The organism is Variovorax sp. GW823-FHT02B07, from assembly GCF_058797695.1.
Genome location: NZ_JBXAJX010000011.1, coordinates 88,996 through 114,676, shown reverse-complemented (window position 1 = coordinate 114,676; position 25,681 = coordinate 88,996). Strand labels below are relative to the sequence as shown.

The 25,681-nt window shown below is 68.6% G+C and carries 20 protein-coding genes and 1 pseudogene; 14 read left to right on the top strand and 7 right to left on the bottom strand.

The window, feature by feature from the left end; translation table 11 throughout:
- The 4 genes and pseudogenes from AC1RGU_RS30240 to AC1RGU_RS30225 all read right to left on the bottom strand — a co-directional run.
- Positions 1-167 (bottom strand): annotated as a pseudogene (locus AC1RGU_RS30240) (MBL fold metallo-hydrolase); the annotation flags it as partial.
- A gap of 113 nt (positions 168-280) precedes the next feature.
- Positions 281-2,134 carry a phosphoenolpyruvate carboxykinase (GTP) gene (locus AC1RGU_RS30235; RefSeq protein ID WP_492700136.1) on the bottom strand — a complete coding sequence of 618 codons (1,854 nt, stop codon included), beginning with the start codon at positions 2,132-2,134 and terminating at the stop codon, positions 281-283.
- Positions 2,135-2,285: 151 nt separating this feature from the next.
- The gene (locus AC1RGU_RS30230) at positions 2,286-2,438 is read right to left on the bottom strand and encodes a hypothetical protein (protein WP_169805104.1); all 153 of its coding nucleotides are present in this window, start codon (positions 2,436-2,438) and stop codon (positions 2,286-2,288) included.
- A 121-nt stretch (positions 2,439-2,559) separates the two neighbouring features.
- Positions 2,560-3,759, bottom strand: a complete 1,200-nt coding sequence (locus AC1RGU_RS30225; protein WP_169805105.1) for a threonine ammonia-lyase — start codon at positions 3,757-3,759, stop codon at positions 2,560-2,562.
- Positions 3,760-3,875: 116 nt separating this feature from the next.
- Between AC1RGU_RS30225 and AC1RGU_RS30220 the strand changes: the two genes are divergently transcribed.
- From AC1RGU_RS30220 to xylB, 4 genes are all read left to right on the top strand, one after another.
- Positions 3,876-6,200, top strand: coding sequence for an ATP-binding protein (locus AC1RGU_RS30220; protein ID WP_062482108.1), 2,325 nt, complete (start codon positions 3,876-3,878; stop codon positions 6,198-6,200).
- Positions 6,201-6,278: 78 nt separating this feature from the next.
- Complete coding sequence (locus AC1RGU_RS30215; protein WP_492700134.1) at positions 6,279-7,907, top strand: S41 family peptidase; 1,629 nt, start codon at positions 6,279-6,281, stop codon at positions 7,905-7,907.
- Between the two features lie 191 nt (positions 7,908-8,098).
- Positions 8,099-9,280 (top strand): nucleoside hydrolase, encoded by a 1,182-nt coding sequence (locus AC1RGU_RS30210; protein ID WP_492700132.1) that lies wholly within the window; start codon positions 8,099-8,101, stop codon positions 9,278-9,280.
- Positions 9,281-9,350: 70 nt separating this feature from the next.
- A complete protein-coding gene (gene xylB / locus AC1RGU_RS30205) occupies positions 9,351-10,823 on the top strand; it encodes a xylulokinase (RefSeq protein WP_492700130.1) in 1,473 nt (490 codons plus the stop codon).
- 16 nt (positions 10,824-10,839) lie between these two features.
- On the opposite strand, the gene AC1RGU_RS30200 is transcribed toward xylB, so the two are convergent.
- Together AC1RGU_RS30200 and AC1RGU_RS30195 are read right to left on the bottom strand one after the other, a co-directional pair.
- On the bottom strand, positions 10,840-11,808 hold the full coding sequence (locus AC1RGU_RS30200; RefSeq protein ID WP_492700128.1) for a tripartite tricarboxylate transporter substrate binding protein BugE: 969 nt from the start codon (positions 11,806-11,808) through the stop codon (positions 10,840-10,842).
- A 53-nt stretch (positions 11,809-11,861) separates the two neighbouring features.
- Positions 11,862-13,094, bottom strand: coding sequence for an alpha-hydroxy acid oxidase (locus AC1RGU_RS30195; protein ID WP_492700126.1), 1,233 nt, complete (start codon positions 13,092-13,094; stop codon positions 11,862-11,864).
- Positions 13,095-13,215: 121 nt separating this feature from the next.
- On the opposite strand from AC1RGU_RS30195, the gene AC1RGU_RS30190 reads away from it, so the two are divergent.
- Complete coding sequence (locus AC1RGU_RS30190) at positions 13,216-14,118, top strand: LysR family transcriptional regulator (protein ID WP_492700124.1); 903 nt, start codon at positions 13,216-13,218, stop codon at positions 14,116-14,118.
- Between the two features lie 10 nt (positions 14,119-14,128).
- On the opposite strand, the gene recQ is transcribed toward AC1RGU_RS30190, so the two are convergent.
- Entirely contained in the window at positions 14,129-16,039 is a 1,911-nt protein-coding gene (recQ, locus tag AC1RGU_RS30185) for a DNA helicase RecQ (protein WP_492700122.1), read from the bottom strand.
- A gap of 306 nt (positions 16,040-16,345) precedes the next feature.
- Here recQ and AC1RGU_RS30180 point away from each other — a divergent pair, with 306 nt between their 5' ends.
- From AC1RGU_RS30180 to AC1RGU_RS30140, 9 genes are all read left to right on the top strand, one after another.
- Positions 16,346-17,314 (top strand): ABC transporter substrate-binding protein, encoded by a 969-nt coding sequence (locus AC1RGU_RS30180; protein WP_492700120.1) that lies wholly within the window; start codon positions 16,346-16,348, stop codon positions 17,312-17,314.
- Positions 17,315-17,327: 13 nt separating this feature from the next.
- A complete protein-coding gene (locus AC1RGU_RS30175; RefSeq protein ID WP_370681937.1) occupies positions 17,328-18,173 on the top strand; it encodes an ABC transporter permease in 846 nt (281 codons plus the stop codon).
- The gene (locus tag AC1RGU_RS30170) at positions 18,158-18,952 is read left to right on the top strand and encodes an ABC transporter ATP-binding protein (protein ID WP_492700118.1); all 795 of its coding nucleotides are present in this window, start codon (positions 18,158-18,160) and stop codon (positions 18,950-18,952) included. Before AC1RGU_RS30175 ends, AC1RGU_RS30170 begins: the two co-directional genes overlap by 16 nt.
- Before the next feature lie 7 nt (positions 18,953-18,959).
- A complete protein-coding gene (gene hutC, locus AC1RGU_RS30165) occupies positions 18,960-19,697 on the top strand; it encodes a histidine utilization transcriptional repressor HutC (RefSeq protein WP_062481289.1) in 738 nt (245 codons plus the stop codon).
- A 64-nt stretch (positions 19,698-19,761) separates the two neighbouring features.
- Complete coding sequence (gene hutH / locus AC1RGU_RS30160) at positions 19,762-21,324, top strand: histidine ammonia-lyase (protein ID WP_070064048.1); 1,563 nt, start codon at positions 19,762-19,764, stop codon at positions 21,322-21,324.
- A 37-nt stretch (positions 21,325-21,361) separates the two neighbouring features.
- Entirely contained in the window at positions 21,362-23,092 is a 1,731-nt protein-coding gene (gene hutU, locus AC1RGU_RS30155; protein WP_492700116.1) for a urocanate hydratase, read from the top strand.
- Positions 23,093-23,163: 71 nt separating this feature from the next.
- Positions 23,164-24,003, top strand: coding sequence for a phytanoyl-CoA dioxygenase family protein (locus AC1RGU_RS30150; RefSeq protein WP_492700114.1), 840 nt, complete (start codon positions 23,164-23,166; stop codon positions 24,001-24,003).
- A 133-nt stretch (positions 24,004-24,136) separates the two neighbouring features.
- Entirely contained in the window at positions 24,137-24,871 is a 735-nt protein-coding gene (locus tag AC1RGU_RS30145) for an IclR family transcriptional regulator (RefSeq protein ID WP_095951039.1), read from the top strand.
- Between the two features lie 52 nt (positions 24,872-24,923).
- Positions 24,924-25,676: a transporter substrate-binding domain-containing protein gene (locus tag AC1RGU_RS30140; RefSeq protein ID WP_062482279.1), complete on the top strand. Its 753-nt coding sequence runs from the start codon at positions 24,924-24,926 to the stop codon at positions 25,674-25,676.
- Positions 25,677-25,681: the final 5 nt, after the last annotated feature.

Genomic DNA, 25,681 nt, shown 5'->3' with positions numbered 1-25,681 from the left:
CACCGCGTGCAGCTCCAGAAGCTTGAACTTCATCAACACCTTCATCGCATGGCGCGCGTGCTTCACAGGGTCTCGCTTTAAAGTCGCCGACACGCTGTCTGCAACGCACGCTCCACATCGGTGAAGACGCCGCCATGCCCTGGAATCACCTGCCGCGGCGCCAACTGACTAGTGCCTAAAACAAAAAAGCCTGATGAGATGAGCTCATCGGGCTTCCTATTGGGCTTTCAAAACCCGCACTTCGCAGGCCTCATGAGCCCGCGAGCAGCGCTTACCTTACTTAAGCCGCCAGCCGCTGCTCAATCGCAGCCTTCGTCTCCGGCAATTCCTTCGGCAGATGGTGCGCCAGCTGCTGGAACAGCTCCGTATGCAGCTTCAGCTCCGCCTGCCAAGCCGCCTTGTCGATGCTCGTGACGGTAGCGAACTGCTCGGCGCTGAAATCAAGCCCAGTCCAGTTCAGGTCTTCATAACGCGGGCTCACGCCGGTGATGTGCTCGACACCTTCCGTCGCCTTGCCTTCCACGCGGTCGATCATCCACTTCAGCACGCGCATGTTCTCGCCGTAGCCTGGCCAGACGAACTTGCCGTCCGCGCCCTTGCGGAACCAGTTGGTCGTGTAGATCTTCGGCAGCTGGGCGCCCGAGGCTTGCAGCTTCTTGCCCAGGTCGAGCCAGTGCTGGAAGTAGTCGCTCATGTTGTAGCCCATGAACGGCAGCATCGCGAACGGATCGCGGCGCACCACGCCCTGCTGGCCGGCGGCCGCAGCGGTGGTTTCGGAGCCCATCGTGGCGGCCATGTAGACGCCTTCGACCCAGTTGCGGGCTTCGGTGACCAGCGGCACGGTCGTCGAACGGCGGCCACCAAAGATGAAGGCGTCGATCTTCACGCCCTTCGGATCGTCCCAGGCTTCGTCGAGCGCGGGGTTGTTGGTGGCGGCGACGGTGAAACGCGCGTTCGGGTGGGCGGCCTTGGCGCCGGTTTCCTTGGCGATCTGCGGCGTCCACTCCTTGCCTTGCCAGTCGATGCAGTGCGCGGGCGCGTCGCCCATGCCTTCCCACCAGACGTCGCCGTCGTCGGTCAGCGCCACGTTCGTGAAAATCACGTCACGGTGCAGGCTGGCCATGCAGTTCGGGTTGGTCAGGTCGTTGGTGCCCGGGGCCACGCCGAAGTAGCCGGCTTCGGGGTTGATGGCGCGCAGCGTGCCGTCGGCTTGCGGCTTGATCCAGGCGATGTCGTCGCCGATGGTCGTGACCTTCCAGCCCTCGAAGCCCGCCGGCGGGATCAGCATCGCGAAGTTGGTCTTGCCGCAAGCGCTCGGGAAAGCAGCTGCCACGTGGTGCTTCTTGCCCTCGGGGCTGGTCACGCCCAGGATCAGCATGTGCTCGGCCAGCCAGCCTTCGTCGCGGCCCATGTTCGAGGCGATGCGCAGTGCGAAGCACTTCTTGCCCAGCAGCGCGTTGCCGCCGTAGCCCGAGCCGTAGCTCCAGATCTCGCGCGTCTCGGGGTAGTGAACGATGTACTTGGTGGTGTTGCAGGGCCAGGTCACGTCCTTCTGGCCGGCCTCGAGCGGTGCACCCACGGTGTGAACGCAGGGCACGAACTCACCGTCGGTGCCCAGCACCTCGTACACGGCCTTGCCCATGCGGGTCATGATGCGCATGTTGACGGCCACGTAGGGGCTGTCGGACAGCTCGATGCCGATGTGTGCAATGGGCGAGCCCAGCGGGCCCATGCTGAAGGGCACCACGTACATGGTGCGGCCCTTCATGCAGCCGTCGAACAGGGGCTGCAGCGTCGTGCGCATCTCGGCCGGGGCCATCCAGTTGTTGGTGGGGCCGGCGTTTTCCTTCTGTGCGGAGCAGATGAAGGTGCGGTCTTCGACACGTGCGACGTCGCTCGGATCGGACATCGCGAGGAACGAGCCCGGGCGCTTGGCGGGGTTCAGCTTCTTGAAGGTGCCGGCGTCGACCAGTTGCTGGCAGAGGCGGTCGTATTCTTCCTTGCTGCCGTCGCACCAGTGGACGGCATCGGGTTTGCACAGTGCGGCCATGTCGGCCACCCAGGCGATCAGCTTGGCGTTCTTGACGTATGAGGGCGCCTGAATGGGAAGGCCCTTCATCGTGGGTGCGTTCATCGGAAATCTCCTAAGTTGAAAAATCGTCTTTCCGAACGGGGCGCCGCGCCTGACCAGGCACGGAGGTCCGTTTGAGAAAACGTTTCGCTTCGGGAGATTGCGTCAACGCGGGCCGCACAGCCCGCGGACAAAAGCGCGAAAGCCTGTCAGTTCAGGCGAGAAAAACGGCGATGGACGCCAGCAGCAGCATCAGCACGCCGCCGGCCAGCGGCAGCACGAGGGGCATCAGGTGAACGACCGATTCGACGGCGTCATGTTCGGCGGCGGCAGCGTGGCCGTGCTCGGCGGGGGTGGGATGGGACATCGGGAAATACCTCGAATACGCAAATGACAACGCATCAAATGCAGTCAACCGCAAATGACAAAACTCCCGCCATTTTACCGGCGAGGCGCCGTCAGCGGGTCTAGGGGGTTGCGAGGAGCCCTCAGTGCTGCTCCACCGCTTCGAAACCGGCGTCTTTCAGGGCGCTCAACACGCTCGCCAGGTGGGCCCGACCGCGCGTTTGCAGCACCAGCTCGACGTCGACATTCTGCGCCGCCAGCATGGTGAAGGCGCGCTGGTGGTGCACCTCGTCGACGTTAGCGCCCGCTTCGGCCACGGTGGCCGTAATCTGGGCCAGCGAGCCCGGCACATCGCGCGCGCTGACGCGCACCCGGGCGAGCCGCCCGGCGCGCACCATGCCACGCTCGATGATGGCCGCGAGCAGCAGCGGATCGATGTTGCCGCCCGACAGCACCAGGCCCACGCGCTTGCCGCGAAAGCGTTCCGGATGCCGGATCAGCGCCGCCAGGCCGGCCGCGCCCGCGCCTTCGACCAGGGTTTTTTCGATCTCGAGCAGCATCAAAACGCCCTGCTCGATGTCGCCTTCATCCACCAGCAGCAGGTCGTCGACCTTGGCGGCGATGATCTCCCGCGTCAGCACGCCGGGCGTGCCGACCGCGATGCCTTCGGCGATCGTGCTCGTGCCTTGCGCGTGGTGCGTGCCCTTGACGGCATTCACCATCGCCGGAAAGCGCTGCGTCTGCACGCCGACGATCTCGATGCCGGGCTTGATCTCGCGCGCCGCGACGGCCATGCCGGCGATGAGCCCGCCGCCGCCGACCGCTACCACCAGCGTGTCGAGGTCGGGCACCGCGTCGAGCATCTCGAGTGCGATCGTGCCCTGGCCGGCAATGATGGCTTCGTCGTCGTAGGGGTGCACGAAGGTCAGGCCTTCGCGCTCGGCCAGTGCCAGCGCATGGGCGCGCGCCGCGTCGAGCGTGTCGCCGTGCAGCACCACCTCGGCGCCGAAGCCGCGCGTGCGCTCGATCTTCACGCCGGGCGTGAAGCGCGGCATCACGATGAGTGCGCGCAGGCCCAGCCGCTGCGCGTGATAAGCCACACCCTGCGCATGGTTGCCGGCCGACATGGCGATCACGCCGCGCGTGCCACCTTCAGACAAATCGACCAGCTTGTTGCACGCTCCGCGCTCCTTGAAGGAGGACGTGAACTGCAGGTTCTCGAACTTGAGGAACACCTGCGCGCCCACGATTTCAGAGAGCGTGCGCGACTCCACGCAGGGCGTGTTGAGCACCTGGCCCTGCAGGCGCGCCGCGGCGCGACGGATAGCTTCGATTCCGACCATGGCGCGCATTGTGGCTGGAATCCAGCGGATCAGGGTTTTTACTCTTTCGGCGTCTTCCCGAAGCCAAAAGTCTGCGTTATGGTCGCTCCAAGTATTTCCTCGCAGGAGGTTGCCTGATGGTCAAGCGTGCGGGTGTCGATGTGGTGGCTGCTGCGGTGCGCGGGCAGGCCTTGCCTTCGCCCGGCCTCAAGGAAGCACCGGTGCTCGAGCTCATGTGCTCGCACTTCGTGCTCACGCTCGCCGCCAAGCAGGGGCCGCGCTTCAATGTGCGGCGCGATATCAACGGATTGCTCTCGCTCACCGGGCGCCACCTCGTGTGGCCCGCCGCGGTGCTCCAGCGATTGCGCGAGTTCCTGGGCCGCCGCTGTGCGGGCAACGAAGCGTGGAAAGGCGTCGAAGATTTCGACGGCCGCACGCTGCTCGAACGCCACGGCGTGTGGCGCGGCCCGTATGAAGAAGGCACGCTGTTCTTCTACCTCGACGAGTACGCGAAAGACCAGCCGAAAGACCTGCTCTCGGTGCTGGCCGTCACGCGCGACTGGCTCACGCACGCGCTGCGCAAGCAGTCCACGCTGGTCGAGAAGAACATCGATGCGCTCGCTGGCCTCTTGCAGCTCAACAAGGCCGAGCGCGCGCTGCTTCTGTACGGCACGCTCGCGCGCTATCAGCGCGACCTGCGCTCGCTGTTGGTCGAGTTCAAGGTCAACAACGCGCCCGAGGCCTATGCTGCCATCGCCGACATCGCAGGCGTCAACGCGAGCGAAGTGGGCGAAGCGCTGCGCGCGGGCTCGCGGCTGGAGCGCATCGGCCTCGTCGAGAACCTCATCTCCGAGCACAACATCACCGACCTTGCCGACCTCATGAAGGTCAGCGAGAAGCTGCCGCCTGTGCTCATGCGCGAGTACCGCGACCACAACGAGCTGATGGCCGTGTTCACGCGGCCCTCGGCCAAGAGCGCGCTCACGCCGCACGATTTTTCCTTCGTGCAGGAAGACGCGCAGATGCTCGTCACGCTGCTGCGCGCGGCCGTCGCGCGCAAGGAGCCCGGCGTCAACGTGCTGCTGTACGGCCCGCCCGGCACTGGCAAGACCGAGCTGGCCAAGGTGGTCGCGCAGGCCGCGGGCCTGGAGCTCTTCGAGGTCGAGTACGCCGACCGCGACGGCAACTCGCTCAGCGGCCGCGACCGCTACCGCTCGCTGCAGATCGCGCAGGTCTTCCTCAAGGGCAGCGCGCAGGCCGCGTTGCTGTTCGACGAGGTCGAGGACGTGTTCCCGCCCATCAGCACCGAGGCCGCGCAGTTCATGGCGCGCGCCGAGCAGATCCCCGCGCCCGCCAGCGGCAGCGTGAGCGGCAAGGCCTGGGTCAACCAGATCCTCGAGGCCAACCCCGTGCCCACGCTGTGGGTCACCAACCGCATCGAGCAGATCGACCCGGCCTTCCGCCGCCGCTTCGCCTACCACCTCGAACTCAAGTCGCCGCCGCCCGGCGCGCGCGAGCAGCTCGTCAAGAAGACGCTCGAAGGCGTGGTCGTGTCCGAGGCCTTCACCGCCAAACTGGCCGAGCGCAAGGGCCTCACGCCCGCGCAGATCCGCACCGCCGTGCGCTTCGCCGGCCTGGCGAAGACCGACGAGGCTTCGGTCGAGGCCCTCATCGAGCGCCAGCTGCGCAACGCCGACCTCGCGCTGGGCACGCTCGACAAGAGCCCGGCCGAGCGCCGCAGCGTCACCACCTATGACCTGGACATGCTCCACGTCGAAACCCGTTTCGAGATCCCGCGCATCGTCGAGGCGCTGAAGGCGCGCGGCCACGGCACGCTGTGCTTCTACGGCGCGCCCGGCACCGGCAAGACCGCGCTGGCCGAGCACATCGCCAAGGCCGTGGGGCGCCCGCTCATCGTCAAGCAGGCCAGCGACCTCATGAGCAAGTACGTCGGCGAGACCGAGCAGAACATGGCCGCCATGTTCAAGGAGGCCGAGTCCGAGAAGGCCGTGCTGCTGCTCGACGAGGCCGATTCGTTCCTGCAGGACCGGCGCGGCGCGCAGCGCACCTACGAGGTCACCGAGGTCAACGAGATGCTGCAGGGCATGGAGCGCTTTCGCGGCGTGTTCGTGTGCACCACCAACCTGCTCGACCGGCTCGACCAGGCGGCGCTGCGGCGCTTCACCTTCAAGATCAAGTTCATGCCGCTCACCGCCGCCCAGCGCGAGCGCATGTTCGTCACCGAGGCGCTTGCGGGCGACGCGGCCCTGCTCACCGGCGAGGTGCGCGCGCGCCTGGCGCTGCTGTCGCAGCTGTGCCCGGGCGACTTCGCGGCCGTGAAGCGGCAGACCGACATCCTCGCGGCCGAGTTCTCGGCGGCGGAGTTTCTCGAACAGCTCGAAGCCGAGCACCGCATCAAGCCCGAGGTGCGCGAATCGCGCGGCATGGGCTTCATCCAGTAGCGGGCGAGCGTCCCGCCCCCGCGCCCCGAACAAAAACCGATCAGCACTGTCCGCCACCGCGGACGCCAGGAGGACCCGATGGCCTTTCGCAATGCACACGCGTCGCGGCGCTCGCGGGCCCTGGCCGCCGCCACCGGCGCGGTGGCGCTCGCCCTGGCCGGCCTGCTGGCGGGGTGCGGTGGAGGCGGCGGGGGAGGAGGTGGCGGCGGTGGCTTCCCGATCGGCGTGCTGCCGACGCCCGTGCCGGGAGGCGGGGGCAACGGTGGCGAGGGCGGCATCGTCGCGTCCGCGACCGTCGCCGGCCAGTGCGTCGCGCCGCGCCGGGGCACCAACCCCGCGACGGGCCGCGCGTACCCCGACACCGCCGGCACCGTCGACAACGAGAAGAGCTGGGTGCGCGGCTGGATCGACGAAACCTACCTTTGGTACAACGAGGTGCCCACCACGCTCAAGGCGTCCGACTACGCCACGCCGTTGACCTGGTTCAGCGTGCTCAAGACGCAGGCCACCACGCCCTCGGGCCAGCTCAAGGACCGCTTTCACTTCTACCTCGACACCGAGGCGTACCGCCTGGAGTCGGAGGGCGGCGTGTCGGTCGGCTACGGCATGGACACGGCGGCGGTGCGCAGCTCGCCGCCGCGCAACATCCGCCTCGCCTTCGTCGAGCCGGGTTCGCCGGCGGCGGCGGCCGGCCTGGCGCGCGGGGCCAAGCTGGTCGGGGTCGACGGCGTCGACGTGGTGGCCAGCACCGGGCAGGCCAACGTCGACATCATCAACCGCGCGATCTCGCCGCAGAACCTCGGCGAGAAGCACACCTTCACCTTCGAGGTGAGCGGCACGCGCGGCAGCCCGATCGAGCTTACGGCCCAGCGCATCACGAGCACGCCGGTGCTGTACACCCGCACCATCGGGCCGGCCGGCAACCGCGTGGGCTACCTGCTGTTCAACGACCACATCTCGACCGCCGAGGGGCAGCTCGTCACGGCCATGAACACGCTCAAGCAGGACGGCGGCGTCCAGGACCTCGTGATCGACATGCGCTACAACGGCGGCGGCCAGCTGCGCATCGCGAGCCAGCTGGCCTACATGGTGGCCGGGCCGGGCCCGACGAACGGCAAGACCTTCGAGTTGCTGACCTTCAACGACAAGAACCCGTACCGCACCACGCTCGCGGACAACCTCACGCCCTTCTTCACGACCACCCGCGCCGGCCAGCCCCTGCCCACGCTGGGCCTGTCGCGCGTCACGCTGCTGACGGGCCGCAGCACCTGCTCGGCCAGCGAGTCGGTCATCAACAGCCTGCGCGGCGTGGGCGTCACGGTCAACCTCGTGGGCGCCACCACCTGCGGCAAGCCCTACGGGTTCGTTCCGCAGGACAACTGCGGCACCACCTACTTCGCGGTCAACTTCAAGGGCGTCAACCAGGCCGGTTTCGGCGACTACGGCGACGGCTTTGCACCCAATGCCAGCTGCGCCGTGGCAGACGACTTCGACCACCTGCTGGGCGACGCCGCCGAAGGCCGGCTGGCCGCGGCGCTGCGGCTGCGCGACACCGGTTCGTGCACGGCACCAACGGCATCCGCCAAGGCCGCGGACACCCAGGGCCTGGAGAAGGCCGCCACGCCGGTAGAAGAAGAACTCTTCCTGCGCCCCCGCTCGCCGCTGCGCGAGAACCGGCTGATCGACCTTGTGCCCAACCCGGGCTGACAGACGGCCTGACCCCGCGCGCGAGGCCGGCCCCGGCCTCGCGGAAAACCCCTAGCCGCACCCCATTGCCACGCCTGCGGCCTGCCACTTAGAGTTTGGCAAACGTTTGCGCAAAGGTTTGCGCAAACGTTTTCACTCCCTGGCGCCCCTTTTGGAAACCGGGCTGGAAACCAAACACTTAGGAGAAGCAGATGCGCAAATGGACAGTGACGACCTTCTGGCTCGTCGTCGTGGCCGTGCTCACGGCATGCGGCGGCGGCGGGGGCGGCAACGACGGCATCGGCCTGGCGCCCGGGTTCGCCGCAACGCCGGTGGCGCAGAAAGTCATCATCGACAGCGACTACAACACCATGAGCGACGACGGCCAGCTCGGCGTCATGGCCGCGCAGCTACAGGCCGAGGGCAAGGTGCAGGTGATGGGCATCAGCGTGGTGTCGGGCAACCAGTGGCTCAAGCAGGGCGTGGCCGACGCGCTGATGTCGGTCGAGCGCCTGGGCGTGGGCCAGCGCATCGGTGTCTACGTGGGCGAGAACTACGCCTTCAACCACGACTACGCCACCATCGAGGCCGAGATGAAGGCCGGCGCAGGCGGCGACGGCTACCTGGGCGCCTGGAGCGGCCCCGAGCCCAAGACCGACGCCGACCTCAAGCCCTCGCCCGACGGCTTCGCCACCCGCACCGTGGTGCAGCGCAAGAGCGCGGTCGATTTCATCATCGACACCGTCAAGGCCAACCCGAACGAGATCACCCTCCTGGCCATCGGCCCGCTCACCAACATCGCGCTGGCCGTGAAGAAGAGCCCCGACATCGTGCCGCTGATCAAGAAGATCATCTACATGGGCGGCGCCGTCGACGTGGCGGGCAACACCACCCATTTCGCCGAGTTCAACTGGTGGTTCGACCCCGAGGCCGCGCAGTTCGTGGTGCGCCTGCCGATCCCGCAGGTGGTGGTGCCGCTGGACGTGACCGACACCGTGTTCCTCACCAAGCCCGTCTACGACCGCATCGCGCACCCGGCCAAGCCGACCGCGGTGACCGAGGTGTTCCGCAAGCTCAACGGCTACGGCTTCAGCGGCACCAACGGCTTCGAGAACAACCCGAACTACACGCAGAACATCTGGGACACGCTGGTGCTGGCCTATCTCATCGATCCGCGCTACGCCACGCAGACCGTCGAGCGCTATGTCGACGTGGTCGCCAAGCCCGGCGCCGCCGACAACGGCCGCTCCATCGGCTACACCACGCCGCCCGCGGGCGTGCTGCTGCAGAAGATGACGGTGGTGAAGAAGTTCGACAACGCGCGCTTCTTCGAGCTCTACATCGACCTGCACACGCGACCGGTGCCGATTTCGCTGCCGGCGAGCGGCTCGTAAACCACCTGCCGTCAGCCGGCGCGCGGGGCCGGAGCGCCGATACTTCGGCCCTCGAACAGGGAACACACGCATGCTGATCGGCATCGATATCGGAACCTCCGCGGTCAAGATCGTCCTGACCGACCTGCAACTGCTGCAGGTCGTGGCCACGGTCGATCGGCCGCTCACTTCGCAGTACCCGCAGCCGCTGTGGTGCGAGCACGACCCCGACCAGTGGTGGGCCGCCGTGGCCGACGGCCTCGACGAGTTGGCGCGCACGCATCCGACGGCGATGGCCGGCGTGCAAGGCATCGGCCTGTCGGGCCAGATGCACTCGCTGGTGCTGCTCGACGAGGCCGACCGGCCCGTGCGCCCTGCGATCTTGTGGAACGACGGCCGTGCCGCCGCCGAGGCCGCCGAGCTCATGCAGTCCGACCTGGCCCTGCGCCGCGCCGTCGGCGTGCAGCCGATGGCGGGCTTCACCGGCCCCAAGCTGCGCTGGCTGCGCACCCACGAGCCCGAGGCCGTGGCGCGCGCCCGCTCGCTGCTGTTGACCAAGGACTACGTGCGCCTGCAGCTGTCGGGCGAGAAGGTGACCGACGTCACCGACGCCGCCGGCACCTGGCTGTTCGACCAGGCGCAGCGCCGCTGGTCGCCGCAGGCGCTCGCCGCCTGCGGGGTCGAGCCCGCCTGGCTGCCGCGCGTGGTCGAGTCGTGCGAACCCTGCGCCACCGTGCGCGATGCATTGGCTGCGCGCTGGGGCTTGCCGCGCGGCGTGCCGATTGCGGGCGGCGCGGGCGATGCCGCGGCGGGCGGCGTCGGCATCGGCGTGGTCGGGCCGGGCGACGGCTTCGTGTCGCTCGGCACCTCGGCGCAGATCCTGGTGGCCGACACCGCGCACCGCCCCGACCCCGAGCGGCTGGTGCACGCCTTCTGCCACGCGCTGCCGCAGCGCTGGTACCGCATGGCCGCGCTGCTCAACGGCGCGAGCCCGCTCGCGGCGCTGGCGTCGTGCACCGGCGGTGCATCGGTGGGCGCGCTGCTGGCCGAGGTCGAGGCCGCGTACGCCGGGCCGTCGCGCCTGCTCGCGCTGCCTTATCTGTTCGGCGAGCGCACGCCGCACAACAACCCGTTCGCGCGCGGCGCGATCGTCGGCCTGTCGGGCGCCACCACGCGCGCCGACCTGATGCAGGCGGTCTGCGAAGGCATCGCCTTCTCGCTCGCCGACGGCCTGGAAGCGCTGAGCGCCCAGACGGCGCGGCCCGAGCGCCTAGCGCTGATCGGCGGCGGCGCGCGCTCCGCCTTCCTGGCGCAGCTGATCGCCTCGGTGCTCGATGTGCCGCTGGTGCTGTACGAATCCGCCGACCGCGGCCCGGCCTTCGGCGCGGCGCGGCTCGCGCGGCTGGCGGTCACGGGCGAAGACCCGGCGGGTGTGGTGGTGGCGCCGGCGGTGCGCCAGGTGCTGGCGCCCGACGCCGCCTTGCATGCGGCCTACCAGCCCCGGCTCGAGGCCTTCCGCGCGCTCTACCGCGCGATGGCGCCGGTCTGGGCGTCGGTGGCCTGACGAGGCGCTCGCCGGTTCAGTCCGGCGTGAGCCCGGCGGAGTCCACCACCTTCTTGTACACGTCGAACTCGGCGGCGATCTGCTGCGTGAATTCCGGCGGCGTGTTGCCGACGACGAAGGAGCCGGTGTCCTGGATGCGCTTGCGCACGGCAGGCTCTTCGAGCGACTTGCGCGCCGCGGCGTGCACCTTGTCCACCACGTCCTTGGGCAGGCCCTTGGGGCCCGCGATGCCGTAGTACGCCATGCGGTTTACCGGCGCCAGGCCGACCTCCTTGAAGGTCGGCACGTCGGGCAGGTCCTTCAGGCGCTCGGACGCCGCCACGACGATCGGGATCAGCCGACGGTCCTTGATGAAGGGCAGCGCCGACGGCAGGTTGTCGAAGATCATCGCGACCTGGCCCGCGACGGTGTCATTGAGCGCCGGGCCCGATCCCCGGTAGGGAATGTGCGTGACGGACGCGCCGGCCATGCCCTTGTACAGCTCCATCTGCAGGTGCCCGATGCTGCCCGTGCCTGCGGTGGCGTAGGCGTACTTGCCGGGGTTCTTCTTCAGCACCTCGATGAAGCCCTTGTAGTCCCGGGCCGGAAAGCTGGGGTGGACCGCAATGACATTGGGCGTCGCCGCCAGGTTGATGATGGGCGTGAAGTCGGTCTTCGGGTTGTAGGGCACCTTGGGGTTGATGGCCGGATTCGCCGCCGTCGTCGACACGGTGCCGATGCCCAGCGCGTAGCCGTCGGGCGTGGCGCGCGCGGTCTCGGCGGCCCCGATCGCGCCGCCCGCGCCCGACTTGTTCTCGACGATGACGCTCTGCCCCAGGTGCCTGCCCAGGGGCTCGGAGATGACGCGCGCAATGATGTCCGTCGTGCCGCCCGGCGCGAACGGCACCTGCAGCTTGACGGGCTTGTCGGGGTAGCCCTGCGCGTGGGCGGGCACGGTTGCCGCCAGCAGGCAGGCGAGGGCGAACAGGGTGGGGTTTTTGGGCAAGGTGTCTTCCTCCTCTTGGATTGATGGAATGGGCGGGATGAGTGGGGGGCGGGTCAGGGGCGCCGCGGAATCAGGCAGTTCGCGTCGAGCTCGCCCGGGTCGTTGACGCCGAGCATCGCCATGTTCCGGTCGACCTCGTCCCGCAGCAGCCGGATCGCGTGCGTGACGCCCGCGTGGCCGCCCACGGCGGCGGCATACATGAACGGGCGGCCGGCGAACACGGCCTTGGCGCCCAGCGCCAGCGCCTTCAGCACGTCGCTGCCGCGACGCACGCCGCCGTCGACCATCACGGGCAGCTCGCCCGCGGCGTCCAGCACCTGCGGCAGGGCGCGCAGGGCCGGGGCCGCGCCGTCGAGCTGCCGGCCGCCGTGGTTGGAGACGATGAGGCCATCGACGCCGAGCTGGCGCGCGCGGCGCGCATCGGTCGGATGAAGAATGCCCTTCAGGATCAGCGGTCCGCGCCACTGCTGCCGGATGCGGGCGATGTGGTCCCAGTGGATGTGGTCGCGGCCGGTCGTGTCGCGGATCGCGGTGCTCGAGAAAAGAGGCGCGCCGCGCGTGGCGAACGAGTTCTCGAAATGCGGCATGCCGCGCGTCACGAAGGTCCGCGCGAGCGTGCCGAGCAGCCAGCGCGGCCGCACGAGGCCGTCCCATGCCAGCCGCAGGCTGGGCCGCAGCGGCGTCGTGAAGCCGGCGCGCACGTTGTTTTCGCGGTTCGCCCAGACCGGAATGTCGACCGTGACGACCAGGTGGCGAAAGCCCGCGCCGGCGATGCGCGCCACCAGGCCGTCGATGCGCGCCGCATCGCCCGGCAGGTAGGCCTGGAACCAGGTGCCGGGCGCGGCCTGGGCCACTTCTTCCATCGGAATGAGCGAGGTGCCGCTCATGACCGCGGGAATGCCGGCCGCCTGCGCCGCCTGCGCGAGCACCAGGTCGCCGCGGTAGGCCGACAGCGCGCTGATGCCGACCGGTGCGATCCCGAAGGGCGACGCGTAGCGCTGGCCGAACAGCGTGACCTCCTGCGAGCGCCGGGAGACATCGACCAGCACCCGGGGCAGGAAGTCGTGCGCGTCGAACGCGGCGCGGTTGGCGTCCAGCGAGCGGTTGTCCTCCGCCGCGCCGGCGATGTAACCGAACAGCGGGCGCGGCAGCCGGCGCCGGGCCGCGTGCTCGAAGTCCTGCAGCGACAGGATGCCGGCCAGGCGCCGCGGCGTCGCGGCGGCAGCAGCAGGGGCTTGCGCCGGCGCGGTGCGCGGGGCATCGAAGGCACGCGAGAAAACAGTCATGTCCGCCATCCAGTCAGTCGTTCGGTCCGCGCGGACTGTAGGCGTGCAGAAGGTTTAAAAAAAGCGAATTTATGGTAATTTGCCATTTCGCTTTTTTCGAAATAACAGTGGGGAACGGCGCATGACGCTGAAGCAACTGGAGGCGTTCTACTGGGCCGCGACCTGCGCCAGCTTCGCGCTCGCGGCGCAGCGGCTGCACCTGTCGACCTCGTCGCTGTCCAAGCGCCTGGCCGAGCTGGAGGTGTCGCTCGGCGCGCCCTTGTTCGACCGCGCCGGGCAACGGGCCACGCTCACGGACGCGGGCGAGCGTTTCCTGCCGCGCGCCGCCGCGCTGCTGCTGGCGGCCGACGAAACGAAGCGGTCGATCGGCGCGCCCGCCAGCCTCGGCGGCCGTTGCACCTTCGGCATCGGCGAGCTGAGCGCGCTGACCTGGCTGCCCCAGCTCGTCGCGCACGTGGGGCGGCACCTGCCCGACCTGCGCCTGGAGCCGCACGTCAACTTCGGTTCGGCGCTGGACGAGCGCCTTCGCAACGGCGAACTCGACTGCGCGGTGATCGCCGGGCGTTCACCGCACCACGGACTGATCTCGTCGCACACCGTGGGCCAGGCGCATTTCGTGTGGGTGGCCGCGCCCGCGCTGGCAGGCAAGACCACCGCGATCGGCGCGCCGCTGCTCGCGCAACACCCCATCGTGACGCTGCCCCCGGGCGCGGGCACCAGCCGCCTGCTCGACGAATGGCTCATGGCCGAGAACCTCGAGGCGCCGCATCGCCTCAGCTGCAACAGCTGGGGCGCCGTCGCCGGCCTGCTGATCGAGGGGATCGGTGTCGGGTTCCTGCCGGAAGGCTGGGCGCGCCTGCTGTCGCGCCGCGGCGACCTGCGCATCCTGAAGACCCGCCAGGCCCTGCCCGCGCTGACCTACACCTTCCAGAAGCGCAGCAACGACGAGCGCCATCTGCTGACGGCCATGCGCGCCGCGGTGCTCGCGTCCATCGATTTCTCGAAGGCGGCCCGCCTGCTTTAGCCGGAGAGGGTCAGAAGGCCTCGCACACGCGAAGCACTTCGGCGCCGTAGGCCTCGAGCTTCTTCGTGCCGATGCCGCTGATGCCCTGCAGGTCTTCCAGCGTCGCGGGTGCGCGCTCGGCAATGGCGGCCAGCGTGGCGTCGTGGAAGATCACGTAGGCCGGCAGGTTGTGTTCCTTGGCCACCTCGGCGCGCCAGGCCTTGAGCGCCTCGAAGCGCTTCTTGCCGGTGTCGTCGAGCGAGGCCGCCGCCGGCGACGGTGCGCCCTTGGCCACCTTCTCGCGCCGGGGCTTGCGCTCGGCCGGTGACGACACCGACTCGCGCAGCGACACCGAGGTTTCGCCCTTGAGCACCGCGCGCGAGCCCTCGGTGAGCTTCAGCGTGTTGAACGCCTCCGCGTCCACTGCCAGCGCGCCCGTGGCGATCAGCTGGCGCAGCACGCCGCGCAGTGCCACCTCGCTGAACTCCGCGCCGATGCCGAAGGTGCTGATGCGCTCGTGGCCGAACTGCTTGACCTTCTCGGTCGCCTTGCCGCGCAGGATGTCCATGATGTGGCCCGCGCCGAAGCTGATGCCGCTGAGCTGCTGCACGCGGTAGATGGTGCTCAGCAGCTTGCGCGCGGCATCGGTGCCGTCCCACACCTGCGGCGGGTTCAGGCAGTTGTCGCAATTGCCGCAGGGCGTGCTCTTCTCGCCGAAGTAGCCCAAGAGGCGCACGCGGCGGCAGTCGCTGGCCTCGGCCAGCGAGAGCAGGGCGTCGAGCTTGCCGCGCATCACCTGCTTGAACTCCTCGCCGGCCGGGCTCTCGTCGATCATGCGGCGCTGGTTCACCACGTCGTTCAGGCCGTAGGCCATCCAGGCGTCGGCGGGGGCGCCGTCGCGGCCCGCACGGCCGGTTTCCTGGTAGTAGCCCTCGATGTTCTTGGGCATGTCGACGTGGCCGACGAAGCGCACGTCGGGCTTGTCGATGCCCATGCCGAAGGCGATGGTCGCGACCATCACGATGCCTTCTTCGCGCAGGAAGCGGTCCTGGTGCTTCTGGCGCACCGCCGCATCGAGGCCCGCGTGGTACGGCAGCGCGTTGATGCCGGCGCCCTGCAGCGTCGTCGCGAGGTCTTCCACGCGCTTGCGCGACTGGCAATAGACCACGCCCGCATCGCCCTCGTGCTCGCGCTCGATGAAGCGCAGCAGCTGCGTGGTGGCGTCTTTCTTCTCGACGATGGTGTAGCGGATGTTCGGGCGGTCGAAGCTGGAGACGAACTGGCGCGCTTCTTCCAGCTGCAGCCGCTCGACGATGTCGGCGCGCGTGAGGTCGTCGGCCGTGGCCGTGAGCGCGATGCGAGGCACGCCCGCATAGCGCTCGTGCAGCACGGTGAGCGCGCGGTACTCGGGGCGGAAGTCGTGGCCCCACTGGCTCACGCAATGCGCCTCGTCGATGGCGAACAGCGAGAGCTTGCCGCGCTCGTTCAGCGAATCGAGCTGCGAGAGAAAGCGCGGCGTGTTCACACGCTCGGGCGCCGCGTACAGCAGCGTGATCTCGCCGCGCAGCATGCGGCGCTCCACGTCCTGCGTCTGTTCCCAGTCGAGCGTCGAGTTCAGGAAGGCCGCGCTCACGCCCGCCTCGTGCAGCGCGCCCACCTGGTCGTGCATCAGCGCGATCAGCGGCGACACCACCACCGCCACGCCGCGCCCCGCGCGCTGCCGCGCGATGGCCGGAATCTGATAACAGAGCGACTTGCCGCCGCCCGTGGGCATCAGCACCAGCGCGTCGCCGCCGCCCACCACGTGCTCCACGATGTCCTGCTGGGCTCCGCGAAAGCGCGCGTAGCCGAACACGTCGTGAAGGATGTCGGCGGGGGCCGCGCTGCCGGGGCTGCTGCCGTCGCTGGTGGCGTCGAAGGGGCGGGGAGCGAGGGAGGACACAGGCGGGGGTGCGAAGGGCGGGAGAGGGGGAGAAAAGGGCCGGAGCCGGGGCGGACGCCGATTGTCCCCCAGCGGCTCCGATATGACTGTGGCACGGCGTTTGCAATGGTGAACCCCGTCCCGGCACCCCTCTTGTCTAGACAGCAAACTGGGGCATTTCTCTCGGAGATGCACCAAAACAGGACTTTCGGGTTATCCTGTATATACAAGTTGGGGCGCCTGGCAACAATGCGAGGCGTGCTGCCCATATCCCCCGGGCATGTATCGCCGAGTCACCTCTCTCAAAAAATGGAACCAGGAGTCCCCATGGTCAAGACGGTAGTTGTGAAAGTCGCTTCGCTGCTGGCAGCAGGTGCATGTGCAGCGGGCATGGCCGGAACGGCCGCCGCCCAGGACACGAAGATTTCGCTCGGCATGTCCGGCTGGACCGGCTTTGCGCCGCTGTCGCTGGCCGACAAGGCCGGCATCTTCAAGAAGAACGGGCTGGACGTCGAACTGAAGATGATCCCGCAGAAGGACCGCCACCTGGCGCTGGCCTCCGGCGCGATCCAGTGCGCGGCCACCACGGTGGAGACGCACGTGGCCTGGAACGCCAACGGCGTGCCGATCGTGCAGATCTTCCAGATGGACAAGTCCTACGGCGCCGACGGCCTGGCCGTGCGCAACGACGTGAAGAGCTTTTCCGACCTCAAGGGCAAGAGCATCGGCGTGAGCGCCCCGGGCACCGCGCCGTACTTCGGCCTGGCCTGGATGCTCAGCAAGAACGGCATGAGCCTGAAGGACGTGAAGGTGGTCTCGCTCGAGCCGCAGCCCGCTGCGCAGGCTTTCGTGGCCGGCCAGAACGACGCCGCCATGACCTACGAGCCTTACCTCTCGACCGTGCGCGCCAACCCGGCCGCCGGCAAGATCCTGGCCACCACGCTCGACTACCCGATGGTGATGGACACCGTCGGCTGCGCGCCCACCTGGCTCAAGACCAACGCCAAAGCCGCTGCCGCGCTCACCAAGTCGTACTTCGACGCGCTGGACATGATCAAGGCCGACCCGGCCAAGGCCAACGAGCTCATGGGCTCGGCCGTCAAGCAAAGCGGCGAGCAGTTCGCCAAGTCGTCGGCGTACCTGCGCTGGCAGGACAAGGCCGCCAACCAGAAGTTCTTCGCAGGCGAGCTCACCAGCTTCATGAAGGAAGCCGCGGCCATCCTGCTGGAGGCCGGCGTGATCCGCAAGGCGCCGGAAGACTATGCCGCCACCTTCGACGCCAGCTATGTCAAGTAAGGCCTTGCCGCAGATGCAACCGATGACCGCCGCTCCGGCGCGCGCCGTGACGCCGCCGCCCGCGCCTCCCGTGCGGCGCCGCGTGTTCGCGCCGCTCGAGCCCATCAGCGCGTCCGCGCGCACGATGCTGGGGCTGGGCTTCTTCGTGCTTTTCGTGGTGGTGTGGGGCATCGCCACGCTGGGCGGCTTCGTGTCGCCCACCTTCCTGGCGAGCCCGATCACGATGGTCAAGGAGGGCTGGCTGCTCTTCACCGAGTACGGCTTCATCGGCGACATCGGCATGACCGTGTGGCGCGTGTTCGGCGGCTTCCTGCTGGCGGCCGTCATCGCCGTGCCGCTGGGCGTGGCCATGGGCACCTGGAAGACGGTCGAGGCCTTCTTCGAGCCCTTCGTGTCGTTCTGCCGCTACCTGCCGGCCTCGGCCTTCATCCCGCTGCTCATCCTGTGGGCGGGCCTGGGCGAAATGCAGAAGCTGCTGGTGATCTTCATCGGCTCGTTCTTCCAGATCGTGCTGATGGTGGCCGTCACCGTGGGCGGCGCGCGGCGCGACCTCGTCGAGGCCGCCTACACGCTGGGCGCCAACAGCCGCGGCATCGTGGCGCGCGTGCTCATTCCGGGCGCCGCGCCGGGCATCGCCGAAACGCTGCGCCTCGTGCTGGGCTGGGCCTGGACGTACGTGATCGTGGCGGAACTCATCGGCTCCTCGTCGGGCATCGGCCACATGATCACCGACAGCCAGGCGCTGTTGAACACCGGGCAGATCATCTTCGGGATCATCGTGATCGGCGTCATCGGCCTGTTGTCCGACTTCGCTTTCAAGGCGATGAATCGCCGTCTGTTTGCATGGGCTGCACTGTGAAGAATCAACTTTCCATTCAAGGCGTCTCGCGCGTCTTCACCGGCACCAAGGGCCAGCGCACGCAGGCGCTGCAGCCGATCGACTTCGAGGTGAAGGAGAACGACTTCGTCACCATCCTCGGCCCCTCGGGCTGCGGCAAGTCGACGCTGCTGCGCATCGTGGCGGGGCTCGACTTCCCGACCACCGGCCAGGTGATGCTCGACGGCGAGCGCATCGAAGGCCCGGGCGCCGACCGCGGCGTGGTGTTCCAGAGCTACACGCTCTTCCCGTGGCTCACGGTGGCGCAGAACATCCGCTTCGGCCTGCGCGAGCGCGGCATGAGCGAAGCCGACCAGAAGGAGCGCAGCGAGTTCTTCATCGCCAAGGTCGGCCTGCGCGGCTTCGAGCACCACTTCCCCAAGCAGCTCTCGGGCGGCATGCAGCAGCGCACCGCCATTGCGCGCGCGCTGGCCAACGACCCCAAGATGCTGCTGCTCGACGAGCCCTTCGGCGCACTCGACAACCAGACCCGCGTGCTGATGCAGGAGCTGCTGCTGGGCATCTGGGAGTCGGCGCAGAAGACGGTGCTGTTCGTCACGCACGACATCGACGAGGCGATCTTCATGGCCAACCGCGTGGCGGTGTTCAGCGCGCGGCCGGGCCGCATCAAGACCGAGATCGCGGTCGACTTTCCGCACCCGCGCAGCTACACCATCAAGACCTCGCCCGAGTTCATGGACATCAAGGCGCGCCTGACCAAAGAAATCCGCGCCGAGTCGATGGCCGCTGCGGAGCATTAAGCCCCCGATGAAACGCGACCTGCCGTCCCTCGCGCTCTATGCGCAAGTCAAGGATCACATCTCCCGCAAGATCCAGGACGGCACGTGGCCGCCCGGCCACCGCCTGCCTTCCGAGAACGAGCTGGTCGCGCAGTTCGGCATGGCGCGCATGACCGTGAACCGCGCCCTGCGCGAGCTCATGGAGCAGGGGCGCATCGTGCGCGTGGCCGGCGTCGGCAGCTTCGTGGCCGAGAACAAGCCGCAGTCGACGCTGCTGCAGATCGCCAACATCGCCAGCGAGATCCGCCAGCGCGGCCACGACTACCGCTGCGAGATGCTCGCGGTCGAGCGCCTCGCGGCCTCGCCCGACGTGGCGGCCTGGCTCGACCTGCGCGCGGGCGACTCGGTGTTCCACAGCGCCTGCCTGCACCTGGACAACGACACGCCCGTGCAGCTCGAGGAGCGCTACGTCAACCCGCAGGTCGTGCCCGACTTTCTCGAGCAGGACTTCACGGCCGTGCCGCCCAGCGAGTACCTGGTGCGCAACGTGCCCTTCGACCAGATCGAACACGTCGTCGATGCCGTGCTGCCCAGCGCCGAACAGGCCGAGCGGCTCGCGATGGCGCCCACCGACCCCTGCCTGCTGCTGACGCGCCGCACCTGGATCCGCAACACGCCCGTGACCTGGGTGCGCTGCCTGCATCCGGCCTCGCGCTACAGCCTGGGCAGCCGTTTCAAGTCCGACGGCAACCCGACGTTCGGCTAACCCGTTTTTTCGACCCTCAGAGGCCCACGTTTTCTCTCGCAACCACTTGTATAGACAGGTTCACATGCCAAGCAATCACACCGCCACTCCCCACGCCACATTGACCCTCACGCCCGGCAAGGTCGACCTTGCGATGCTGCGACGCATCCAGGCCGGCGGCGTGCACCTTGCGCTCGACCCGTCGGTGCAGGACGGCATGGCCAAGGCCGAGGCCGCGGTGCGCCACATCGTCGAGAACGACGAGGTGGTCTACGGCATCAACACCGGTTTCGGCAAGCTCGCGAGCACGCGCATCGGCAACGACCACCTGGCCGAGCTGCAGCGCAACCTCGTGCTCTCGCACAGCGTGGGCACGGGCGAGCCGCTGGCCGCGCCGGTGGTGCGCATGATCCTCGCGACCAAGGCCGTGAGCCTGGCGCGCGGCCACTCTGGCGTGCGGCCCGCGCTGGTCGATGCGCTGCTGGCACTGTTCAACGCGGGCGTCACGCCCAGCATTCCGTGCAAGGGCTCGGTCGGCGCCTCGGGCGACCTCGCGCCGCTGGCGCACATGGCCTGCGTGCTCATCGGCGAAGGCGAAGCCACGCTGGCCGACGGCAAGAAGGTGAGCGGCGCCGAAGCCATGCGCAGCATCGGCCTCGAACCCTTCGTGCTCGGCCCCAAGGAAGGCCTGGCGCTGCTCAACGGCACGCAGGTGTCGACCGCGCTCGCGCTGGCCGGCCTGTTCGGCGCCGAAGACGTGTTCGCCGCCGCGCTGATGTCGGGCGCGCTGTCGCTCGAAGCCATCCAGGGTTCGATCAAGCCCTTCGACGCGCGCATCCACGCCGCGCGCGGCCAGCCCGGCCAGATCGCCGTGGCCGGCGCCGTGCGCACGCTGCTCGACGGCAGCGAAATCGTGCCCTCGCACGCCGACTGCGGCCGCGTGCAGGACCCGTACTCGGTGCGCTGCATCCCGCAGGTGATGGGCGCCTGCCTCGACAATCTGGCCCACGCCTCGCGCGTGCTGGTCATCGAAGCCAATGCCGCGTCGGACAACCCGCTGGTGTTCTGCGACACCGGCGAGGTGATCTCGGGCGGCAACTTCCACGCCGAGCCCGTCGCCTTCGCGGCCGACATCATTGCGCTGGCCGTGAGCGAAGTCGGCGCCATCGCCGAGCGCCGCCTCGCGCTGCTGCTCGACAGCGGCCTGTCGGGCCTGCCGCCCTTCCTGGTGCGCGACGGCGGCCTGAACTCCGGCTTCATGATCGCGCAGGTCACGGCCGCCGCGCTCGCCTCGGAAAACAAGTCGCACGCGCACCCCGCCAGCGTCGACAGCCTGCCGACCTCGGCCAACCAGGAAGACCACGTGTCGATGGCCACCTTCGCGGCGCGCCGCCTGGGCGACATGGTCAACAACACCGCCGTGGTGGTGGGCATCGAAGCGATGGCCGCCGCCCAGGGCATCGAACTCAAGCGCAAGCTGAAGAGTTCGCCGCTGGTCGAAGCGGAATTCGCCCGCATCCGCCAGAAGGTCGCGTTCCTCGAGACCGACCGCTACCTCGCACCCGACATCGAAGCCATGCGCCTGTGGGCGCTCGCGGCCGACCTGCCGGCCGCGCTGCTCGACATCCTGCCCAGCCACTCGAAGTGATCCGTACCGACTGCCACCCGACAAGGAGAACCACGCCATGAACGCACCCGACAAATTCGCCCTGAACACCCCCGCTGCCGGCGCCGATCCGCGCCATGACCCGACTCGCGTGATCCGCGCCCCGCGCGGCACCGAGCTGAACTGCAAGAGCTGGCTCACCGAAGCGCCGTACCGCATGCTGCAGAACAACCTCGACGCCGAGGTGGCCGAGCGCCCGCAGGACCTCGTGGTGTACGGCGGCATCGGCCGCGCCGCGCGCGACTGGGCCTGCTACGACCAGATCCTTGCCTCGCTGAAGGAACTGGAAGACGACGAGACGCTGCTCATTCAATCGGGCAAGCCGGTCGGCGTGTTCAAGACGCATGCCGACGCACCGCGCGTGCTGCTCGCCAATTCCAACCTCGTGCCGAAGTGGGCCAACTGGGAACACTTCAACGAGCTCGACCGCCAGGGCCTCTTCATGTACGGCCAGATGACGGCGGGCAGCTGGATCTACATCGGCAGCCAGGGCATCGTGCAAGGCACCTTCGAGACCTTCGTCGAAGCCGGCCGCCAGCACTACAACAACAGCCTCGCGGGCAAGTGGATCCTCACGGCCGGCCTGGGCGGCATGGGCGGCGCGCAACCGCTCGCGGCCACGCTGGCCGGCGCCGTGTCGCTGAACATCGAGTGCCAGCAGTCGAGCATCGACTTCCGCCTGCGCACGCGCTACGTCGACAAGCAGGCACGCGACATCGATCACGCCTTCGAACTCATCAAACAGCACTGCGACGCCAAGGAAGCCGTGTCGATCGCGCTGCTGGGCAACGCGGCCGACATCCTGCCCGAGCTGGTCAAGCGCGCGAAGGCCGGTGGCCTCAAGCCCGACCTCGTGACCGACCAGACCTCCGCGCACGACCTGATCAACGGCTACCTGCCCTCGGGCTGGACCGTGCCGCAGTGGCAGGCCGCCATGAAAGACGCCTCGCAACACGACGCCCTGAAGAAGGCCGCCGCCCAATCGTGCGCCGTGCACGTGCAGGCCATGCTCGACTTCCAGGCCATGGGCATCCCCACGGTCGACTACGGCAACAACATCCGCCAGGTCGCGTTCGACGAAGGCGTGAAGAACGCCTTCGACTTCCCGGGCTTCGTGCCGGCCTACATCCGCCCGCTGTTCTGCGAAGGCAAGGGCCCGTTCCGCTGGGTGGCGCTCTCGGGCGACCCGGAAGACATCTACAAGACCGACGCCAAGATCAAGGAGCTGTTCCCCGAGAACACGCACACGCACCGCTGGCTCGACATGGCGCGCGAGCGCATCGCCTTCCAGGGCCTGCCCGCGCGCATCTGCTGGCTCGGCCTGGGCGAGCGCCACATCGCCGGCCTGGCCTTCAACGAGATGGTGAAGAACGGCGAGCTCAAGGGCCCGATCGTCATCGGCCGCGACCACCTGGACACCGGCTCGGTCGCCAGCCCGAACCGCGAGACCGAAGCCATGAAGGACGGCACCGATGCCGTCTCCGACTGGCCGCTGCTCAACGCCCTGCTCAACACGGCCGGCGGCGCGACCTGGGTCAGCCTGCACCACGGCGGTGGCGTGGGCATGGGCTACTCGCAGCACTCGGGCGTGGTGATCGTGTGCGACGGCACCGACGCCGCGGCCAAGCGCATCGGGCGCGTGCTCTTCAACGACCCGGCGACCGGCGTCATGCGCCATGCCGACGCGGGCTACGACATCGCGGTCGCCACGGCGAAGAAGCAGGGCCTGAAGCTGCCGATGATCAAGTAAGGCCGGAAGGCGCCGCAGGTGAAGTAAAAAAGCGGGTCACCCGACACCCGACACACGAAGGAGACCCGACGATGACCCTCGATGCTTCCGACCTGCAGCGCCGCGTGCGCGAACGCGTGGACGACGCGCTGGTGGCGCAGTTCCAGCGCGACGGCGCGGTCTGCATCCGCCAACTGCTCACGGCCGACGAACTCGCGCTGCTGCAGGGCGGCATCGAGGCGAACCTGGCGGCGCCCAGCCCGCGCGCCAAGGTCGCGAGCCGGCCCGACGATCCGGGCCGCTTCTTCGAGGACTTCTGCAACTGGCAGGAGATCGACGCCTTCGGTCGCTTCATCCGGCAGGCGCCGCTGGCGCCCCTCGCGCAGCGGCTCATGGGCTCGGACACCGTGCGCCTGTACCACGACCACCTGCTCGTGAAGGAACCCGGCACGCGCCAGCGCACGCCGTGGCACCAGGACCAGCCCTACTACAACATCGAGGGCATGCAGAACGTCAGCATGTGGATTCCGGTCGATCCGGTGTCGCGTGCCGCCACGCTCGAGTTCGTGGCCGGCTCCCACAAGGGGCCGTGGCTCATGCCGCGCACCTTCATGGACAACCACGCCAAGTGGTTCCCCGAAGGCAGCCTCGACGACCTGCCCGACATCGAGGGCGCGCGCGAGCGCTTCCCCATCGTCGGCTGGGACATCGAGCCCGGCGACTTCGTCTGCTTCCACATGCTCACGCTGCATGCGGCGGCCGGCGTCGAGGGGCCGAACCGGCGCCGCGTGTTCTCGGTGCGCTTCCTGGGCGACGACATCCGCCACGCCCCGCGCAGCTGGAAGACCTCGCCCGATTTCCCGGGCCTGGCCGAGCGCCTGCCGGCCGGCGCGCCGATGGACGATCCGCTCTTTCCGCTGCTGGTGCGCTGAGCCTCGGTAAGACGAAGGTAGAAAGAAAAAACGCGCTCATTCCCATCGAGTGGGAATTCGGGCTTGGTCGTGAGAACGGCGAGCAAGATACTGCACGCCGCATCCACTTTCGACCGCCCAGCGATTGCCCCCGATGACGACCCCCCTTGACGCTCCCGCCCACAACGACCGCGCGCTGTTCGTGCTGTCGGTGCTGGCGCAAAGCAAGGCGGCGATGACGGCGGCCGAGCTGGTGCAGGCCACCGGCCTGTCGCAGAGCACGCTGTACCGCCAGGTCGCCACCTTGCGCCGCTGGGGCTTCGTGATGGAGTCCGAGGGCCGTTACTCGCCGGGGCCCGTCAGCGTGCAGCTGGCCAGCGGCTTCGACGGCAACTCCGACCTCGTGATGGCCGCGCGCGCCGACATGCGCGTGCTGGCGCAGCAGAGCCACGAGAGCGTGGCGCTCGTCACCCTGGTGAACGAGCGCGTCGTGTGCCTGGAGATGATCGACAGCGAACAGTCGCTGCGCTGCTCCTTCGACCGCGGCCGCAGCGTGCCCGCGCGCGACGGCGCCAGCGCCAAGTGCCTGCTGGCCCACGCGCCCGACGACGCGCGCGACCTGCTGCTCGACGGTCTCGACGAAGGCCCCGAACGCCGCGCCGAGCGCGCCGCCGAACTCGACGCCATCCGCGCCGCCGGCCATGCCGTGACCCACGGCGAGGTCGATGCCGGCGTGTGGGGCGCGAGCGCGCCGGTGCTGGCCGCGGGCCGGCGCCTGCGCGGGGCGATCACGCTCATGGCGCCGCTCACGCGCGTCGAAGGCATGGAAGCTGCATTGGTCCACATGACCGTCGTCACGGCGGCCCGCATCTCGCGCGCACTGCAGTAGTCGCCGCTTTTCTTTTTCTTTCTCCCTCCCTCACCTCCACGAAAGCCCTCCCATGAACACCCGTCGCACCCTCGTCGCCGCCGCCCTGTCCGGCCTCGCCTTCTTCGGTTTCGCTGGCGCCGCGCAAGCCCAGGGCGAGCCGCTGCGCGTGGCCACCGACGCCACCTTCCCGCCGATGGAGTTCGTGGAAAACGGCAAGCGCACCGGCTTCGACGTGGAGCTGGTCGAGGCCATCGGCAAGACGCTGGGTCGCAAGATCGAGTGGATCGACATCGACTTCAAGGGCCTCGTGCCGGGCCTCATCTCCAAGCGCTTCGACATGGCCGTGTCGGGCATCTACATCACCGACGAGCGCAAGAAGGTTGTCGACTTCACCGTGCCGTACTACGCCGGCGGCCTCGTGGTCATGGTGAAGGACAACAACACGACCATCAAGAAGCCGGCCGACATCAACGGCAAGAAGGTCAGCGTGCAGGTGGGCACCAAGTCCGTGTCGTACACGAAGGAGAAATTCCCGCAGGTGCAGCTGATGGAAGTCGAGAAGAACCAGGAGATGTTCAACCTCGTGGACATCGGCCGCGCCGACGCTGCCGTCACCGGCAAGCCCGCCGCCTTCCAGTACGTGCGCACGCGCGGCGGCCTGAAGGTGCTCGACGAGCAGATCACCACCGAGGAATACGGCATGGCCATCCGCAAGGACACGCCCGAGCTCACCAAGGCCGTGAACGGCGCGATCGAGAAGCTCAAGGCCGACGGCACCTACGCCGCCATCGTCAAGAAGTGGTTCAGCGCCACCGCCAAGTAAGCGCG

Bases quoted from the DNA above. Each gene is read 5' to 3' on its own strand.
- AC1RGU_RS30220 (WP_062482108.1), top strand. From the start codon at position 3,876: ATGGTCAAGCGTGCGGGTGTCGATGTGGTGGCTGCTGCGGTGCGCGGG.
- AC1RGU_RS30235 (WP_492700136.1), bottom strand. From the start codon at position 2,134: ATGAACGCACCCACGATGAAGGGCCTTCCCATTCAGGCGCCCTCATAC.
- hutC (WP_062481289.1), top strand. From the start codon at position 18,960: ATGAAACGCGACCTGCCGTCCCTCGCGCTCTATGCGCAAGTCAAGGAT.
- AC1RGU_RS30225 (WP_169805105.1), bottom strand. From the start codon at position 3,759: ATGGTCGGAATCGAAGCTATCCGTCGCGCCGCGGCGCGCCTGCAGGGC.
- AC1RGU_RS30190 (WP_492700124.1), top strand. From the start codon at position 13,216: ATGACGCTGAAGCAACTGGAGGCGTTCTACTGGGCCGCGACCTGCGCC.
- AC1RGU_RS30230 (WP_169805104.1), bottom strand. From the start codon at position 2,438: ATGTCCCATCCCACCCCCGCCGAGCACGGCCACGCTGCCGCCGCCGAA.
- AC1RGU_RS30150 (WP_492700114.1), top strand. From the start codon at position 23,164: ATGACCCTCGATGCTTCCGACCTGCAGCGCCGCGTGCGCGAACGCGTG.
- hutU (WP_492700116.1), top strand. From the start codon at position 21,362: ATGAACGCACCCGACAAATTCGCCCTGAACACCCCCGCTGCCGGCGCC.
- AC1RGU_RS30215 (WP_492700134.1), top strand. From the start codon at position 6,279: ATGGCCTTTCGCAATGCACACGCGTCGCGGCGCTCGCGGGCCCTGGCC.
- AC1RGU_RS30180 (WP_492700120.1), top strand. From the start codon at position 16,346: ATGGTCAAGACGGTAGTTGTGAAAGTCGCTTCGCTGCTGGCAGCAGGT.
- AC1RGU_RS30170 (WP_492700118.1), top strand. From the start codon at position 18,158: ATGGGCTGCACTGTGAAGAATCAACTTTCCATTCAAGGCGTCTCGCGC.
- AC1RGU_RS30175 (WP_370681937.1), top strand. From the start codon at position 17,328: ATGCAACCGATGACCGCCGCTCCGGCGCGCGCCGTGACGCCGCCGCCC.
- AC1RGU_RS30210 (WP_492700132.1), top strand. From the start codon at position 8,099: ATGCGCAAATGGACAGTGACGACCTTCTGGCTCGTCGTCGTGGCCGTG.
- AC1RGU_RS30195 (WP_492700126.1), bottom strand. From the start codon at position 13,094: ATGACTGTTTTCTCGCGTGCCTTCGATGCCCCGCGCACCGCGCCGGCG.
- hutH (WP_070064048.1), top strand. From the start codon at position 19,762: ATGCCAAGCAATCACACCGCCACTCCCCACGCCACATTGACCCTCACG.
- xylB (WP_492700130.1), top strand. From the start codon at position 9,351: ATGCTGATCGGCATCGATATCGGAACCTCCGCGGTCAAGATCGTCCTG.
- AC1RGU_RS30145 (WP_095951039.1), top strand. From the start codon at position 24,137: ATGACGACCCCCCTTGACGCTCCCGCCCACAACGACCGCGCGCTGTTC.
- AC1RGU_RS30140 (WP_062482279.1), top strand. From the start codon at position 24,924: ATGAACACCCGTCGCACCCTCGTCGCCGCCGCCCTGTCCGGCCTCGCC.